Raw genomic sequence first — 14,816 nt, 5'->3', positions numbered from 1 at the left:
CCAGCCCGCTTAGAGACCGACCCGCGAGGGGCGGCGAAGAGTCGACTCCGAAGGTGTCGGATCAACACCCGCCAGAGAGGTCCCGATCTGGCGAGACATCAGCGCTTCGGTCAGGTGCGCCCGCATGTGCTCGGGCTGCGCCAGGCCAGCCTGGTCAACCAGGTCCATCAGATCCGAGCAACTGCCGGCAAACTTCTTGTCGAAGTCGAGATCCAGATCGCATCCGAGCTTGATGAGCTCGCCGGCGAGGTAGTGATATCCGGCAACGATCGCGTGAAGCAGCGGAGGGTGGCCGACGCCATACCGGGTCCAGCTGCAGTTGGGCACAGGCATGTCGAGATCGACAAGGCCGAGTTCGTGGTACTTGCGTAGCGCGGCGCCGAGCTGGGGTGCGAGCTCATCAGGCCAGGACTTTCGCTGCAGAGCATGAAGGGTCGACTGTTGGCCGCCTGTGGTGACAAAGATCGGTGCGCCGTCATCTCTCAGCAATTGCGCGCAGTGCAAGGCTTCAGCGGATTTTTGCTCCACTGCATCGGCCAAGGCCATGTAGTGCAGCGAGCAATTGGCGGACTCGTAGGCGAAGCTTGAGAAAGTCAGCGCCTCCTGCTCGGGTTCGAGCTCGAGCGCCAGCCGCAGGCAGTAGTAGTTGCTGGCACGGACTGACTCCTCAGCCAGGCTGCGGTATTCATCGGCCGATTGAGGGGTGTAGACACGGCGATTGCAGCAGTCGTCGAGCGTGATGCCGAGGCCGTTGGCGTGCAGGAAGTAGGACAGCACGCCAGGCTGATCGGCCTGGACGCAATGCCAAGCAAAGGAGCGCAGGCCGCCATGAGCGGCTTGCGACTCGAGCCCCCTGCGTATCAGCTCCTTCGGTTTGGCGCCGACGGGAAGGGCGTGGAGCGCGTCGATGATGAACTGCCCGTCGCCGCGGTAGATTGCGGGAACGATGTCTTTGTACGACGTCGGTGTGATCGGCTGACTCATGGGCTCGGCACCTTTACTGCGGCCGCGGTCGGTTCCGAGCACCAGGCGCGGCCGCCTGGCCGAGCGAGCTCAGGAGGGCAGCCAGGTCAGCCTTGCTGTAGCTCATCGGGCCCCTGACCTTGCCATCCGGAGAGTCCGGCTGGGTGAAGAGCTTGATGGCAAGCGCAGCTTCCGCCGGCGTATTGCAGGACATCGACACACTGAACTGGCCGCCGGGCCTGATGTTGTAGTGGAAGCCGCTGGGAGAGTGAGAGGAGACTCGCTTGGGGCTGGTCTGGGCGCAGATCGGCGTCACCTCGGTCGTGCCCACGTTCCAGGCGAACCGAGCGTCGTTCTCGTCGATGTAGTCCACTGCGATGTGGCAGCGGCGCACGCGCTCGTCTCCCTCGGTGGACATCATCGTGTAGCCGATGGCGGCAAAGCCGGAGCCCATGAGAGACATCACAGCGTTGGCCAAGTAGTGTGGGTTGTCGACCGGGCCGGGCATCAGGTTCTTCTGGATGTGGCCCTTGAGGCCGGTGTGGCCGGACTCCTGGATGTCCTTCATGAAGCCGGGCACGTTCAGGTTTTCGCGGAAGTCGAGCCACTGCTCACCGGTGAGCTTGACCTTCTCAAGTAGCTCGCCGTCGCCATTTGGGTAGTTCTTGACCAGGCTCACTGTCGCCTCGAACACTGGCTGCGAGTCGATCAGCACCCCGGATTCGGGGCCTGGATGGCGCAAGGTAGTCGCGGGCGTCAGCTCGAACTCGAAGGTGTCGCCTGGCGACCAGGTGGTGATGAAGATGGAGTGCGGATTCATGGGGGATGTCTCGCTCGAATGGCTGTCAGGGAGCGGGGCGCGGCACCTGGCGCGCGCCGTGAGAGGCTACGGTCGACTCCACGGTCGCCGGTCCAGGCCCCTTGTGCTTGGCCTGGTGGCTGGTGCCGGTGAGGCCGTAGACACCAGGCCGGTCGTTCAGCTCGGTGAGGAGCGTGTGCTTATCACTGAAGTCGGGCGATACCGAGACGCCGCATTCAGGGCATTCGTCGTCGCACGCGCAGGAGTGGGGGTCCGACCAGATTGAGCCGCACTCCTCATGTTCGTAGTGATTTGTCATCCAGTTGACCTGGGCTTCGACGGCCATCCGAAGGCTGGTCTCGCTGAGTCCCATGCAATCGCGAATGAACTCGTCGGTAGCGACGTTGTCGCGAAAGTGTTCCCAGGCAACCTGGTCCAGCTTGATCTGGGCGGCCTGCTCTTTGAAGCCGTCGGGTAAGACCCGGAATGCAGCAATCGTGGCCTCAAAGACCGTCTCGCTCAGCTCAGGCGCGGCGCCTTCGCCGTGCAGCTTTGCGGACCGCGTCAGCTCGAACGTGTGCGCGAGAGAGGGGGACCAGAGCTTGACGTAGATGGCGTGTTTCATTTTGAGGTCTTTCAGAGTCCAAGCCGTTGGGAGCGCATTGACTGAGCAGCCGTGCTTTGCTGGGGATTCGCGGCCGCTGTCTCGATGCGGCGCTCCATGAGGCCGGCGGTAATGAGGGCGACCATCTCAGGGTCATCCCATATCTTGTGAGCAAACTCAATCAGGTCGGTGTTGCTATGCGGCAGGGATTCCTGGACGTTCGCACCCATGGCGAGCAACACCGCCGCGCCGTGAGCGTTCTTTTGTCGGAACGTCGCAGCCAATGGGAGCTGCGAGCCAAATGGGCGCTGATTGGACGGTAGCGGCTTGTTGGGATCCAGGAGACCGGCACGAAAATAGCTCAACGCCACCTCCGCCCTAAAGGCCGCATCCCCCTTCCAGCCCGCACCAAAGAGAGCTCCAACGACCGACGCATCCCGGTATTCGTAGTTCAAGATTGGCGCTTGATGATCGAGCAACAGTCGCGCGCAGTTCAGATGCCCTTGCCCAAGCGCGCCATCGCTACCTTCACCTCGGATGCCCCGATGTAGAGCGATGTAGTGGAGGGTCGCACGCGTCGTCCCAAAGGAATGGAGCCTGGTCAAATCCTGATGATGAGGTTGAAGCTGCAAAGCGAGGGAAACGCCTCCCGGTGAATCAGCTTCGAGAACTGACGTCGCAACAAGCGAAATGGTCTCCAGTTCGCTCTTGTACTGAGGATTGCGGTAGACGGTGCATAGGTCGTCCAAGTCCAGGCCGAGTGTGTTGTGTTGTACAAGAAGTCGAATGGCCCGGACGCTCTCATAGCGGACAAGCTTCTCTGCAAGTGAGAGTTGTCGAGCACCAAACTTCGAGCCCGAGAAGCCGCCCCTGACCCACTCACGTGCGTTGATCGATTCTGGCAGTGAGTTGACCGCCTCAAGAACGTCCGCGCCCATGCCGTCCATGTCGATGGTGTTCGAGCTCAGGTACGCGCGGATCGACTCAGCCTTGGCGAGATCGTCGCTCGAAGGCTTGGCGCGGGCAGGGAGGGCGGAGGTCGAGGGCATGGCGACGCCAACGGATCAGCATGAGTAGTGAAATCTCATTGGCCGTCTGCCAGGTGTGGCTGAGGCGCCGCGGCAGGTGAAGCTGCAACAGCACATACAGTATACGATACACAGCGGCCGGCGTCCAGGATCACCGCAGTTCAGAGTGCTCTTGCTCGGCGCGCCGGCGCCGACGTTCCGGAAGGCGCGGGAGCTGCAGATGCTTTATGGGCGCGGCCGGCGAGTCCGCAGGGAGCCCTCGGGGGTGTCGACTGCAGCTGTCGCTGTCGGCGTGACGCCCCAGAGATCGTTCAGGACGCGCTGAACACCCGGGTCCTTCGAGCCCTTGATGGCCGCCTTGACCTCGGCCGCGTTGTGCAGCCGGAACTCGTCACGGTAGGTGACATAGAGCATATGGGAGCAGACATTGGGGTCGGCAGAGAGGACAGTCTTGCTGCCCTCTACGCTTTTGGCGAACCACTTCTGGATCGCACTCACGAAGCTGGAGATCGTCGTTTCAGCAGGTGCATATTCCATGAAACCGGTCTGGGGCTCGAGCGGCGTGGCCGACTTCACCAATGCCAGGAGATCGTCCTTCGCGGCGCCGAGATAGGCGTGCTCGTGCAACGTGCCCTCGTTGAAGAGGATGTCATGGGAGATGTCGATATCCGCTGCCCGGCCATGAGACTGCCGCGCCAGAGTGTCGAGGACGACAGATTGATGGGTCATGCGCAAGCGAACCATCACAGGATCATCGAAGCGGGATTGCTTGATGCGGACGGCACCGGCCCGGATGTTCTCGTAGGCGTCGAATTCGATGTCCACGTTCGCGCCATCCACTCGGATGGCAACGACCTTTTCAAGCGGGATCGTTCGCGGCAGCACGGCGTACACACGACCAGTGTGTTGACCGCGCATGGCGTCGACCGCCTGCAGTTGCTCGGGAGACATCGAGGCGGGGAAGGTGATGAGTTTCAGGTGTGAAGTCATTGGGTGTCCGTGGATTCATAGCCTGGCGCGGCGGCCTGGGCGAGGGGTGTCGTTGGAATCATCTGCCGGGCCTGGCAGGATGGCGTCGATGCGCTGAGTCATCAGCTTCTCGGTGAAGTAGGCGAAGACCTCGGGCGCGCCATAGACGAGTCCGGAGCACTCCTGCGCGAACTCAACGGCCATGCGTGGTTGCCCATCTCGAATCACTGGGCCAAGATTCCAGCTGGCGCCGGCGGCGTCAAGTATCCGGACGGCATCTGGGTGACCCAGGAAAATGGCGGCGGCGAGCGGCTTCATGCCGTAGACGCTGCGCTCGCAGTCCTGGCTGTCGAGCTCCCCGGGAATGATCTCGTTGACCTTGAGGAAGTCGAGCTCGATGAAGCGACGCATCAGGTCACAGACGTATTCCCTGTCGTCCAACCATATCGAGTCCGCAAAGAGTCGTGCGGAGTCGTTCAGTGACATGTGCTCGTCAAAGAGCTTGAGCTCGAGCAGAGCCTCCATGCAGTCCTTGAACTGCTCGAACTCCGTTCCATCGTCCGACCACAGCATGTTCTCGAGGACGGCCACGTGGATCGACCGGGCCCAGACTTTGTCGTCCCCGCGCACCAAGGGCGCCTTCTCATTAGGGCGGATGTCGCCAGACTTCAGCTGCGCCAGCAGATGGTTGGGCCCGTCGTATTGAATGAAGCCTGGCTCAGACATGGCGATCTCTCCGCGGCCTGGAGGCGACGCCGGCGGTCACCGGCTCCGAACTGAGCAGGGCAGCCTCGACCTGCAGTTCCATCTGGGCTGCTGCAACCATGGCAGCACTGCTGGTCCCGGCCGTAATACTCCAGAGACCGCGGTCATCAGGATCGATCTCAAGAACGATTTTGATGAAGGGGACAGCCCATGGAAGATCGTTCCAATCGGCGGCTGCCACCAAGCTGTTGCTGGCGAACTCACCCAGAAAGTGCTTGGTGCACAAGTTCGTGAGCCACGAGGCCTTGGAGCCAGCCAGGAGACTATTGACCATATCAGGGTGGCGCGCGCTGAGGGCGACCCGAAGCATTTCAGGCTGGTTCCGGTGAAGGCAGCGCTCGCCAAGCGACCAGATATCAGGCTTCGGAGAATCGTCAGCTGGGTAGCCGGCCATCAAGGCCCTGGCCATCTCATCTGCAACCCTGGGCGCGCCGTCGGCATCGTTGACGAGCAGCAGCTGCTTGAAGACCTCCATGTCGCCGGCATCAATGGCGGCGTGGATGGGCCCAATCTTGCGTCGCAGGGCGCCGATCTGATGAGACGAGTATCGTGTCTGAGACATTGATCGCTTTAGTTAGCCTAAATCCTCAGGTGCCGATCAATGAACGCCGGGGCGTGCAAGCCGACTCGCGGGAGCAACGGCACCAGGGGAGGTGTACGGAATTTCAAATCCATACTCCATGAGAACGTCCTGGGCATGTCGATTCGCCACCGGGAGACGGGTTCCGTCCTTTCGGATGGCGTTGTGCAACCGAACGGCCTCACGTTCAATTGCGACGCCGGCTGATGGATCAACCGCCTCACCGCGGAGCAGTGATTTCGCTAGATCCGACAGGGCAACAGTGATCCCCATGCGCTCGGCCGCAAGGATCTTTACAGCGTTTGCGCCGCCGTAGCTCATTTGTTTCGTCGTGCTCATGAGGACTCCAAATTGAAAAGTGATGAGTTTCAGGAAGCGAGGTCAGGGCCTGGATGTGCGTCGAGTCGGAGCTGGCCGACAACTTGGGTCATCGAAGAGCGAAAGGTTGACCTGGGGCTCGGATGAGTCCGGGAGTGGTTGAGTGGCACCGTTGCCATCGTCGAGGCCAAGGGCGCGGCATCGAAGCAACAGCAGGGCCTTGGCCAGGTTGATGCGGACTTCCCATTCACCGGCGCCGTTCTTGGTGGCCTGGGCCTGGACGACGTCTGCCCACTGGCCACGCACAATGCGCGGCAATGCAAAGCCAGCGTTGTGGAGTTCGCGCTCGACCATCTCGGCCAGTGCCTTCTGCCGGTTCGCCGAGAGGTGGTCGTTCAGGTAGGTGGGATACGTGAATCGCAGCACGCCTTCAGCGTCGGCGGCGTCGATCAACTCGAAGATGGTTGGGTACATAGCGTTCCGATCTGCGCGATCAAAGGCCCAGTCGCCCCACGCGGGGCGGTGGAGATGTTGGTGGCAAGCTGGCAGAGGAGAGCGTTGCCTCTTGGGCTTCGACGGCGCGAATCTGGCGACGCATGACTGCCTCCGTGATTCGAGGAACCAACGTCTGAGTGTCATCAAGGACGGCGAAATCCTTGGCGAAGGAGATCAAGCATTCGTGACCAGCCGGCGTGGCCGCCTTCATGTCGGCGCCGAGTTCAATGGCCACGGCCGCGGCCAAACCGTTGCCGGCCTTGATCGCGTACTCCAGCGGCGTGTTGCCGTAGGCGGCGTGCGGTGACTGGTCCTGATTGGCGGGGCCTCGACCAGCAAGCTGGATTGCGCCGGCCGCAACGTAGTCGCGCACCAGCTGGGTAAGCTGGTCAGCCGCCGGGTACGAATGCCAGGCGCGCGAGAAGAGGATGGTGACGAGGCTCAGGGAGCCGTCATCCTTCGAATGGGCCGGAGCCCCCATCTTCATCAGGACCCTGCAGGCGTCGGCCAGGTCGGCGGCGTCAGCCGCTGTCGTTCTCTTCTGGAAGAGCCAGTCCAGGCCCGCCAGGTGCAAGGTTTTGTTGCCGTGGGCCTTGATCGGAGTCTTGAAGTGCGGACTCTTCGGCTCATGCTCAGCAGCAAGCTGCAATGCGGCGGCTGACCTGCAATTCAGCGCCTCCATGGGCAGGTTGGTCACCGTCTTGAAGAGCGACGAGGTGCCATGGTGGCAGTCGTAGGTGATCGTGTCCTGGTAGCTGATGCCGGCGGGCGCGCGCTCGACGATCAGGCGAAGCGCGTCGATGTTGCGGTGATGGAGGCAGAGCTGCGCGAAGCAATAGCCACCGTCGAGATCCGGAGGAACGACGAATCCAAGGAGCATTCGGCTGCGGGCATCAGGGCCGGCGAAGAGCTCGAGCAGATCTTCGTGCCGGTGCTCAGCAACCGCCAGGCTGACGTCGTTGGGCCAGGTGTCGTGAGGCCTCATCGTCAGAGCCCAATCCGCGCAGCTCGGCGCGAGGGTTGAATCGTCGCCAACTTGGTTCCCTCTTGGGCTGCCGGATTGCGCACCTGGCGCCTCATGAGCGCGGCAGTCACTTGCGCGACCGCTTCACCAGTGCACTGCTCACCGGCAAGTGCGAGGAGATCGGCGGCCGCGGTTCCTTGAATGGCACCTTTCAAATCGCAACCGAGGTCAATGGCTGCAGCCGCGGCCTCACCATTGCCGACGAAGATTGCTGCGGCCACTGGTCGATGACCGTTCGTGTTGACTGCATCGAGATCGAGCAAGCCGGCCTTTACGTAGTCCGCCAACAGCGGGACGAGAACGGCACCAAGGTGATCGCGATTCCAGCGGTTGCGGAAGAAGAGGTCGCTCATGGTGGAAACTCCTTCAGCCCTTGTGTGCGCGAAGGGGAGTCCGAACTCGAGAGCCACGCGGCAGCATTTCGCGTAGAGAGCAGAGGCAGCACAATTTGTAGAAGTAACGGCCTCGCGCAGCGCCTCATAGTGCACCGAGCCACCACGGAAGATGTCCTCGGTTCCAGATACGCATGGATGGCCAGATTCATACTTCAGCGCCAAGCGCAAGGCTTCCGCGTTCCCGTATTTCATGGAAAGCTGAAGCAGCGACAGATCGCTGCTGACCTCGAGTACGCCGCTTTTGACGTAGGAGCGGCAGCAGTCAGCCAATGTGATGCCGCTGGGTTGCTGCTCAGCTATCAAGGCGAGGGCATGGACGTTGCTGGAGTCCATGCAAACCTGGGCAAGCATCCTGGCGCTGGAGTTGCCCTGAATTCCATCCAACTTCAGTCCGGCAAGCACGGCCTCTCGCGGCCGCGGGAAACGGTCACTCCCCCTCAGGAGAGTGAGCATGTCGTCGTACTTGTGTTTGCGGATGGCGTCACAGAGCCAGGATGCCCAGATCCCAGAGGCCATGTCAGCGGCCTCTTGCTGGGCGAGCTGCGCCGCGCGCGCGCCAAAGAGGGGTTTTCGTTCCATATGCCACTGGCGTCAACCGAATGACGCAGTGCAGATGATACCGTATACACCAGCGCAAGGCAAGCGACTATTGGGATGCCGCAGCCGTCGGTTACGGCCAGACCGCCGTGCCGGCTCAGAGGCCGTAACGCTTCTTGAGCTCAGCAACAACCAAGGCGGCGTATTCGCGGTGCCGGGGGTGCCAACGCCCTTTCTTGGGGTCGTCCAGTTTGGCCAAGGACTCGTTCAGACGATCCATAAGGGCAACTCTTGGAACCTGCTCAGGGCTGACTGCCGCAGTTAGCGAGGCATCCTTGATCCGCGCCCGATACAGAGACTGACGCTGTGAGCCTGTCATTGCTTCGTCGCCCTTAGGCTTTCGGCCGCGCTTGGCCGCGGTCCGGGTTTCAGCAGCAGATGCGTTGGACGATATGGATGGCTTGATGTTCACGCTCATCGATGAATCATAACGCGTGACGAAATTCTTGGCGCCGCGCAAGCTCAGCAACCGGACGCTTGCGCATCGCGCAAGGCGAGCTGGATATCGACCTGGGTGCGCCCCTCAGTTGCCGGCCCGTGCCAACTCGCCTGGCGGGACGCCAGGCGCGGCGCTATCCTTCCCCGGCCTGAAGGCCGAGGTTTGCCGCGCATTGCGATCACCTGCCTGGCAGAGGTTCAAGGGCGCATGCTCCGCGCGGCCGGCTGAGCAACCGGCGCAGCGACCAACTGCTCGGAGGCATCAACCCTCCTGAGGGTGAGCCAGGCCATCTCATTGAGGACAAGGGTAGGGTCGAAGGACTCACTCAATCCGTCGGGAGACTCGAAGCAAATCTCGACGCGGCCGGCGCGTTCGACGACCTGGAAGCGACGATGGTCGCCCAGTCGATCCCGTGTCACATGGTAGGTCTGGCCGACCTCGAGGCGCCAGGGATTGCCCGGAAGCACGGAGACGCCCTTGGCGGTGTACTCAGAGATGCCAACGCCGATGTCGGCAATTGAGATGGCGGGGAGTTCGATGCCGGTAGCCCGCTGGAATGCGGCCATCATCTCTGGCAGGGTGCCCCACCAGTCTGCGCGCGGATAGATGCGGTACGGAGAGACACGCTCGAGCTCAACCATCCAGGTATTGCGACCGCCGTGGAACTGAAGACGAACAATGAGGGACTCTGGTGCCGTCAGACTCATTTCGCGCGCCTCCGCTACGACGATGCCGCCCAGCAGGACGCGCATGCTGCCGATCAACCCGCCCCGCTTAATCTGCTTCACCTCGAAGCGCTGACCTAAGGAGCCATGTGTCGTGAGACTGGTGAGGACTGGCTTGGTGAGCTCGAAATGGGTCATGGCGAAATCCAAAGAGGGGGCTTTGCAGGCGAGTCTGCCACATTAGGCGGCCACTGCCGAGTCCGCAGGCAAGTACCGGGTCTTCAATTCGCCGCGGCGGATCGCCTCCATGTCGACTTGCGGCGCGCCCGGCCGCCAGGCGCCGGCAGTGCGGCGGGCATGCTCGGCATCGAGGCGCTCCTGGTAGCGCTCAGGCAGAGACTTGACGCCCTCAGGGGCGCGCAGACCGGCAGCGCGCTGGGCGTCGCTGACGCTGGCTGACAGCAATTGCTCGCGGGTCATCTGATAGACGCCATGGCGGCGCTTCCACTCGGCGCGGCGCAGCATGTAGTCCTGCTCGCCCAGGTGACGACGGGCCGTGGAGAACGTGCCGAGCATCTGGTAGTGGCGGAAGGCCTCGCCGGAGTCCAGGTCGCCCTTGCGCTCGTGCACGCGGCTCTCAATGACCTCCCAGAAGAAGAAGTCCTCGGCACCCTGGGCGTCGACTTCGAAGAAGTCCGACTTGTCCACACCCATGACGACGCGGCCGTCGCCGAGTTCGATGTTCTGCTGGCAGCCACCGGTCTCGGTCGCGCCGACCAGGTCGGCCATGATGTTGCGGGCGCCGGTGTAGAAGCTGGAGTAGCCAGCATCAGAGTCATAGTCACGGCCAACGTTCAGCCAGACGGGCTTTGGCACCTTCTTGTCGGCCGCAGCGATCTGGCCGACTTCCGGCGGGAAGTAGTCGCTGCCCTTCTCGTTCACGTCCATCCAAAGGTGCACGGCCTCAAACGCTCGAGGCTGGTGGCCTTGCATCGACCAGATGATGTCGATGGCGATCAGCTGTTGCAGAGTCACGATCTCAAAGCGTGGCTCAATGCCAAGTTCACGCGCAGCCTGACGCTCCTTCTTGTCCAGAGTCAGCGCATACAGCAGAAGGTCACGCTGCATCTTGGGGGAGTAAGCGTCAGGAGCGATGGCGATATAGCCGTCCTTGGTGACGGTGCGACCAACCCACTGGCGACGAGCCATGTCGTATTGAGTGTCGACAATGAAGCGCTGCAGGCGGTTCAGACCGCGCATGAATGCGTACTTTTCATCAGACTCAATCATCGACTCCAGGCTCTTATCTCGCCCCACGGCCGCGCAGCTCCAACATCCGAAACGCGCACCACAGGCCTTAGCGGAGGCCTTCATCACGTCATCTGACACCACTGCGCAGCTTGTGTTGCCACCATCACGATAGGCCTCCCAGATTGATGCAGCATCGGTGTAGGACTGAAGCTCGCCACTCTGCAACTCAGACAGGATCACCCAGATGTCTTCCTGGCTGTAGAAGCAGATCGGCGACAAGCGAAGCTCATCACGGATCTTCTTGCCGACGGGCGAGCGGACCTCTTCGAGCCAGACCTTGTCGTCGGTCTCGCCGCGGAGCTTCATCCGGGCGTTGCGGGATGCGGACTCGTCGAATCGCGTGCCGACCATGACCACCGGTGCGCCGGACACGGACAGCTCCTTGAGGGCGGCCTTGCGTTGGCGCTGCTGAGGCTGGATCTTGAGCGAGATGGAGCAGTCGCGCGAAGAGCTGTTCGCAAAGGTGGGCAGCGCGCGGCCGGAAATGATGCGCACCGCCCAGGTGTCGTTCAGAGACGGGCTGGCAATGTCGAGGCGGGCAGGGAGGTCGTGCTCGGTGATGAAGGCGCGGATCTTCGCGATCTCGTGGCGCGTGACTTCCTCGTACGCAGGGTTGTCGACCAGGGTCGAGGCGTGCGTGATGAGGATCTGGTTCATCGGAAGGTCTTGGGCCTTGCGTTCAACAGCGACTTCGAGCGCCAGGTACAGCATGACGGTCGAATCCTTGCCGGCCGAGTAAGCCAGAACGATGGGGTGGCCATCGTCAAAGACGCGATGGATTGCAGCCTTGGAGCGCGCAACCTTATCTTCCGTAGAGAGGTTGTAGACCGATTGGAATTGCGCCTCGACGTCCTCGTCGCCAGGCAGGACCAGCGACCCACCAACAGCCTCAACGCTTGCCAGAGGATCATTGGCAGCAAGAGCAATCTGCGCAGCAGCAGCAACAGGCGTCACCAGCGACGGCGCCATCTCGGCGTCGAAGAGGTCAAAGAAACTCAGTTGGGCTGCGTGTGTCATGTTCAGTGCCGAAAAGTCAATCGGATTGAACATGAGATATCACATACGCTGCGAAATGCAACATACATGAGCACGCCAGGCCTCGCCAGAAGCCTAGCGGAATTCCCTATGGAACTCTCGAGTTAGCGCGGGATCGCGCCAGACGCGGCCAGGCCCTTGGCGATGTAGGAGCGCAGCGGCGACTTGGCGGCGAGGTAGCCGCGAGTGTGCGCGTCGAAGTCCTTGCGAGCGTGTTCCAGGATCTCAGAAAAATCCGTCCCGCTGTCTCCGCGACCAAGCCACATGAGCGCGAGCAATTCGACAACGGCCTTATCCGGGATCGACGCCAGGGTGTCGGCCAGATGCTTGCGCGCTGCCGCGTGGGAAGCATCCGTTGAGGAAGAAGATGGAACGACCTCGCCGGTCTCGCGGGTGACATATTCGCGCTCCACCAGTTCGCAGCTCGCATTCAAGCGAGACAGATGATCGGCGGTGAGATGGCTGAGTTGGGTCATTGAACAGGCGCCGCAAGAGTGAAAGGGTGGCAATTATCGGCGCCGGTCAGGCGGCTCCGATGGTTCGAATCAGGTTTCAGGGTCGGAGAGTTCTTGCTCGGAAAGGTCCAGACCATTGCGCAGGATCAGCGACTGCTCGATCCACTGCAGCGACATGTGCCCCAGGAATGGAACCTTGCTGCCGGGAATGGTCTTGAGCAAATGTGCCGCGCATCCCCCGACTACAGCAGGCTGGCACGAAGTGCCTGGAGGCGGAGCCGACCTGCTTAGTCGCGGGTCAAGCGGCACGCTGTGCGCGCGCCATGCGCGCTCAGTCAGGAGTGGTTACGGCGGTGTCTCCTGGTCCTGGATGTAGTCGAGCAGCTGCTCGATGCTCGCGTGGCCGCCGGCGCTCACAACGCCGTAGGCGTTGTTCCAGAAGCGGGACTTCCAGAAGAACCGCTTCAAGTGCTTGGCGAACTCTTTGCGCACGTAGCGCGAGCTGACGGTCTTCAGGTTGCCAACGAAGCGAGCCAGGTTCATCGAAGGGTGAGCCTCGACCAGCAGATGCACATGGTCGGCCTCACCACCGAACTCCACGAGCCTGCAGCGCCACGACTGGCTCACGTCCGAGAAGATGGCGCGCAGGCGCTCCAGCATCTCGGCCGTCAAGCACTTGTGCCTGTATTTAATCGACAGGATGATGTGGTAGTGAAGGCTGTAAGCCGCGTGTTTGCTTGTCTTCAGGCCATCAGGCATGACACTTCACCGTGTCGATTTAATCTCGCCACAGTATACTGTATATGTGTCCAGTACCATCATCCGCACCGAAGCGCATTCGCTCACAACCTCGCCTGAGGTTCGTGCCGATGTGGAGCGGACCATTGCCGCCTACCGCCGTGCGGTGCGCGCGCTGAGCGGGGTCATCCTGGTGCACTGGCCGAGCCTGGCCAAGGCAAAGTCCAAGTGCCAGGCTGTCGAAGCGCTGTTTCATGCCACCGCCAGGCGACCGGTGGTGCGCTATGCGGTCTTGGACCGCCTGCTCGGCAAGATGCCGAGCTACCTGCGGCGCGCGGCCATCGAGCACGCCTACGGCGCGGTCGCTTCGTTCTTGTCGAACTACTCGAACTGGCTCGACGGCGAGATTGGCGGCAAGGCCCGCGCCGTCGGCTCTCGGCCTCCGCGCCTAGGCTTCAGCAACGTGTTCCCGTCGCTGTACGGTGGGAACATGATCCTGGTGGGCGCAGGTCTGCGCACGGTGCAGGTGAAGCTGCTGCGCGCCGACGGCACCTGGTCGTTCAGCGCACCGCTGGCGCTCAAGGGCCGCTTCAAGCGGCTGCTGCCCGCCGCGAACAAGATGGACCTGTGCCCGACGCTGATGCAGCGCGGGGCGAAGGTCTGGTTGTCCTGCCCGGTCGAGCTGACCGGTGTGATGCGGCCACCAAAGTACCTCACGAACAAGTCCTTCGCCGCCGGCGCGCCCGAGTCCTCTCGGGTGTGCTCCGTCGACGTGGGCATCAACACCGCGGCGACCGCCGCCATCGTCGACTCTACCGGCACGGTGATAGCCCGCACGTTCTTGACGTGCGGCAGGCACAACGACCGGCGCGACGCTCTGGCAGCGGCCATCGCTGGCAAGCAGAGCCTCTCAGGCTCAGTGGGTAGGGGTGAGCGCCACGCGGTGGCGCTGCACCGGCGCATCGCGGGCTACAGCCTCGATGCGGCTCGGACTCTGGCGTCCGAGCTGGCGGCGTTCGCCGCGGCGCACGGCGCCAAGGCCTTCGTCATCGAAGACCTCAAGGGCTGGCGGCCGAAGGGCCCCAGCCGTGCGATGAGGAAGCGGTTCCACCGCTTCCAGCATCGTGCGCTCGTCCAGTGCTTGGCCCACAAGGCTCAGGAGCAGGGCCTGCGCATGCTCGAGGTCTTCGCCCGCGGCACGAGCCGCTGGGCTTACGACGGCTCGGGCAAGGTGCACCGCTCGAAGGAGAACGCGCAGCTGGCGAAGTTCGCCAGCGGGAAGCGCTACAACGCGGACCTGAACGGCGCGTTGAACATCGCAGCCCGCGGGCTCGCGATGCTGCTGGGCATCAAGCCCAGCAACGAACACAAGGCAGACGCCGGCAAAAGCTCCGGCCCTGTCACGAGAATGCCGTTGGTCCTCGCCGACATCTGGGCTCACGCCCAGGCGTTGCGCGGGGCCTCTAACCGTCCGGCTTCGCCGGCGGGTGTCTTGGCATGAGCTTCGCCTCATGCCCAGATGCCCCGACTACAGCGCCGTCAGGCGTTTAGTCGCGGGAGCATTCACAACCTCCAAAAGCTGCTTGTTCAACTCCATTGCCTTATGGATCTTGGAGAGTTCGGCTTGTTTTGTGGT

At 62.3% G+C, this 14,816-nt stretch carries 18 protein-coding genes; 1 reads left to right on the top strand and 17 read right to left on the bottom strand.

All coding sequences use genetic code 11. The annotated features are described in order from the left end of the window. Nucleotides 1–9 precede the first annotated feature (9 nt). The 17 genes from WG898_RS18135 to tnpA form a co-directional block, all read right to left on the bottom strand. Nucleotides 10–984 (bottom strand): hypothetical protein, encoded by a 975-nt coding sequence (locus WG898_RS18135; protein WP_339604212.1) that lies wholly within the window; start codon nucleotides 982–984, stop codon nucleotides 10–12. A 13-nt stretch (nucleotides 985–997) separates the two neighbouring features. After that, on the bottom strand, nucleotides 998–1,783 hold the full coding sequence (locus WG898_RS18130; protein ID WP_339604211.1) for a hypothetical protein: 786 nt from the start codon (nucleotides 1,781–1,783) through the stop codon (nucleotides 998–1,000). A 25-nt stretch (nucleotides 1,784–1,808) separates the two neighbouring features. Then, nucleotides 1,809–2,387: a hypothetical protein gene (locus WG898_RS18125; protein ID WP_339604210.1), complete on the bottom strand. Its 579-nt coding sequence runs from the start codon at nucleotides 2,385–2,387 to the stop codon at nucleotides 1,809–1,811. An 11-nt stretch (nucleotides 2,388–2,398) separates the two neighbouring features. After that, on the bottom strand, nucleotides 2,399–3,415 hold the full coding sequence (locus WG898_RS18120) for a hypothetical protein (protein ID WP_339604209.1): 1,017 nt from the start codon (nucleotides 3,413–3,415) through the stop codon (nucleotides 2,399–2,401). Between the two features lie 204 nt (nucleotides 3,416–3,619). Beyond that, nucleotides 3,620–4,384: a hypothetical protein gene (locus WG898_RS18115; RefSeq protein WP_339604208.1), complete on the bottom strand. Its 765-nt coding sequence runs from the start codon at nucleotides 4,382–4,384 to the stop codon at nucleotides 3,620–3,622. A 15-nt stretch (nucleotides 4,385–4,399) separates the two neighbouring features. Next, nucleotides 4,400–5,089: a hypothetical protein gene (locus WG898_RS18110; RefSeq protein WP_339604207.1), complete on the bottom strand. Its 690-nt coding sequence runs from the start codon at nucleotides 5,087–5,089 to the stop codon at nucleotides 4,400–4,402. Continuing rightward, nucleotides 5,082–5,690 (bottom strand): hypothetical protein, encoded by a 609-nt coding sequence (locus tag WG898_RS18105; RefSeq protein WP_339604206.1) that lies wholly within the window; start codon nucleotides 5,688–5,690, stop codon nucleotides 5,082–5,084. The genes WG898_RS18110 and WG898_RS18105 overlap by 8 nt, the downstream gene beginning before the upstream one ends. 36 nt (nucleotides 5,691–5,726) lie before the next feature. Continuing rightward, a complete protein-coding gene (locus WG898_RS18100) occupies nucleotides 5,727–6,047 on the bottom strand; it encodes a hypothetical protein (RefSeq protein ID WP_339604205.1) in 321 nt (106 codons plus the stop codon). Nucleotides 6,048–6,089: 42 nt separating this feature from the next. Continuing rightward, on the bottom strand, nucleotides 6,090–6,500 hold the full coding sequence (locus WG898_RS18095) for a hypothetical protein (RefSeq protein WP_339604204.1): 411 nt from the start codon (nucleotides 6,498–6,500) through the stop codon (nucleotides 6,090–6,092). A 19-nt stretch (nucleotides 6,501–6,519) separates the two neighbouring features. Further along, nucleotides 6,520–7,506, bottom strand: coding sequence for an ankyrin repeat domain-containing protein (locus WG898_RS18090; protein WP_339604203.1), 987 nt, complete (start codon nucleotides 7,504–7,506; stop codon nucleotides 6,520–6,522). Nucleotides 7,507–7,508: 2 nt separating this feature from the next. Beyond that, entirely contained in the window at nucleotides 7,509–8,519 is a 1,011-nt protein-coding gene (locus tag WG898_RS18085) for a hypothetical protein (protein ID WP_339604202.1), read from the bottom strand. 115 nt (nucleotides 8,520–8,634) lie between these two features. Beyond that, a complete protein-coding gene (locus WG898_RS18080) occupies nucleotides 8,635–8,955 on the bottom strand; it encodes a hypothetical protein (protein ID WP_339604201.1) in 321 nt (106 codons plus the stop codon). Nucleotides 8,956–9,173: 218 nt separating this feature from the next. Further along, on the bottom strand, nucleotides 9,174–9,839 hold the full coding sequence (locus WG898_RS18075) for a hypothetical protein (protein WP_339604200.1): 666 nt from the start codon (nucleotides 9,837–9,839) through the stop codon (nucleotides 9,174–9,176). A gap of 42 nt (nucleotides 9,840–9,881) precedes the next feature. Beyond that, nucleotides 9,882–12,002 carry a phosphoadenosine phosphosulfate reductase domain-containing protein gene (locus WG898_RS18070; protein WP_339604199.1) on the bottom strand — a complete coding sequence of 707 codons (2,121 nt, stop codon included), beginning with the start codon at nucleotides 12,000–12,002 and terminating at the stop codon, nucleotides 9,882–9,884. An 89-nt stretch (nucleotides 12,003–12,091) separates the two neighbouring features. After that, complete coding sequence (locus tag WG898_RS18065) at nucleotides 12,092–12,463, bottom strand: DUF3775 domain-containing protein (RefSeq protein WP_339604198.1); 372 nt, start codon at nucleotides 12,461–12,463, stop codon at nucleotides 12,092–12,094. A gap of 69 nt (nucleotides 12,464–12,532) precedes the next feature. Beyond that, the gene (locus WG898_RS18060) at nucleotides 12,533–12,664 is read right to left on the bottom strand and encodes a hypothetical protein (RefSeq protein WP_339604197.1); all 132 of its coding nucleotides are present in this window, start codon (nucleotides 12,662–12,664) and stop codon (nucleotides 12,533–12,535) included. Nucleotides 12,665–12,787: 123 nt separating this feature from the next. Beyond that, the gene (gene tnpA, locus WG898_RS18055) at nucleotides 12,788–13,201 is read right to left on the bottom strand and encodes an IS200/IS605 family transposase (RefSeq protein WP_339604196.1); all 414 of its coding nucleotides are present in this window, start codon (nucleotides 13,199–13,201) and stop codon (nucleotides 12,788–12,790) included. Nucleotides 13,202–13,247: 46 nt separating this feature from the next. Between tnpA and WG898_RS18050 the strand changes: the two genes are divergently transcribed. Beyond that, a complete protein-coding gene (locus WG898_RS18050) occupies nucleotides 13,248–14,681 on the top strand; it encodes an IS200/IS605 family accessory protein TnpB-related protein (RefSeq protein ID WP_339604195.1) in 1,434 nt (477 codons plus the stop codon). Nucleotides 14,682–14,816: the final 135 nt, after the last annotated feature.

It is taken from the genome of Paucibacter soli (assembly GCF_037482845.1).
Lineage (GTDB): Bacteria > Pseudomonadota > Gammaproteobacteria > Burkholderiales > Burkholderiaceae_C > Paucibacter_B > Paucibacter_B soli.
This window is presented reverse-complemented; position numbering and strand designations above follow the sequence as displayed.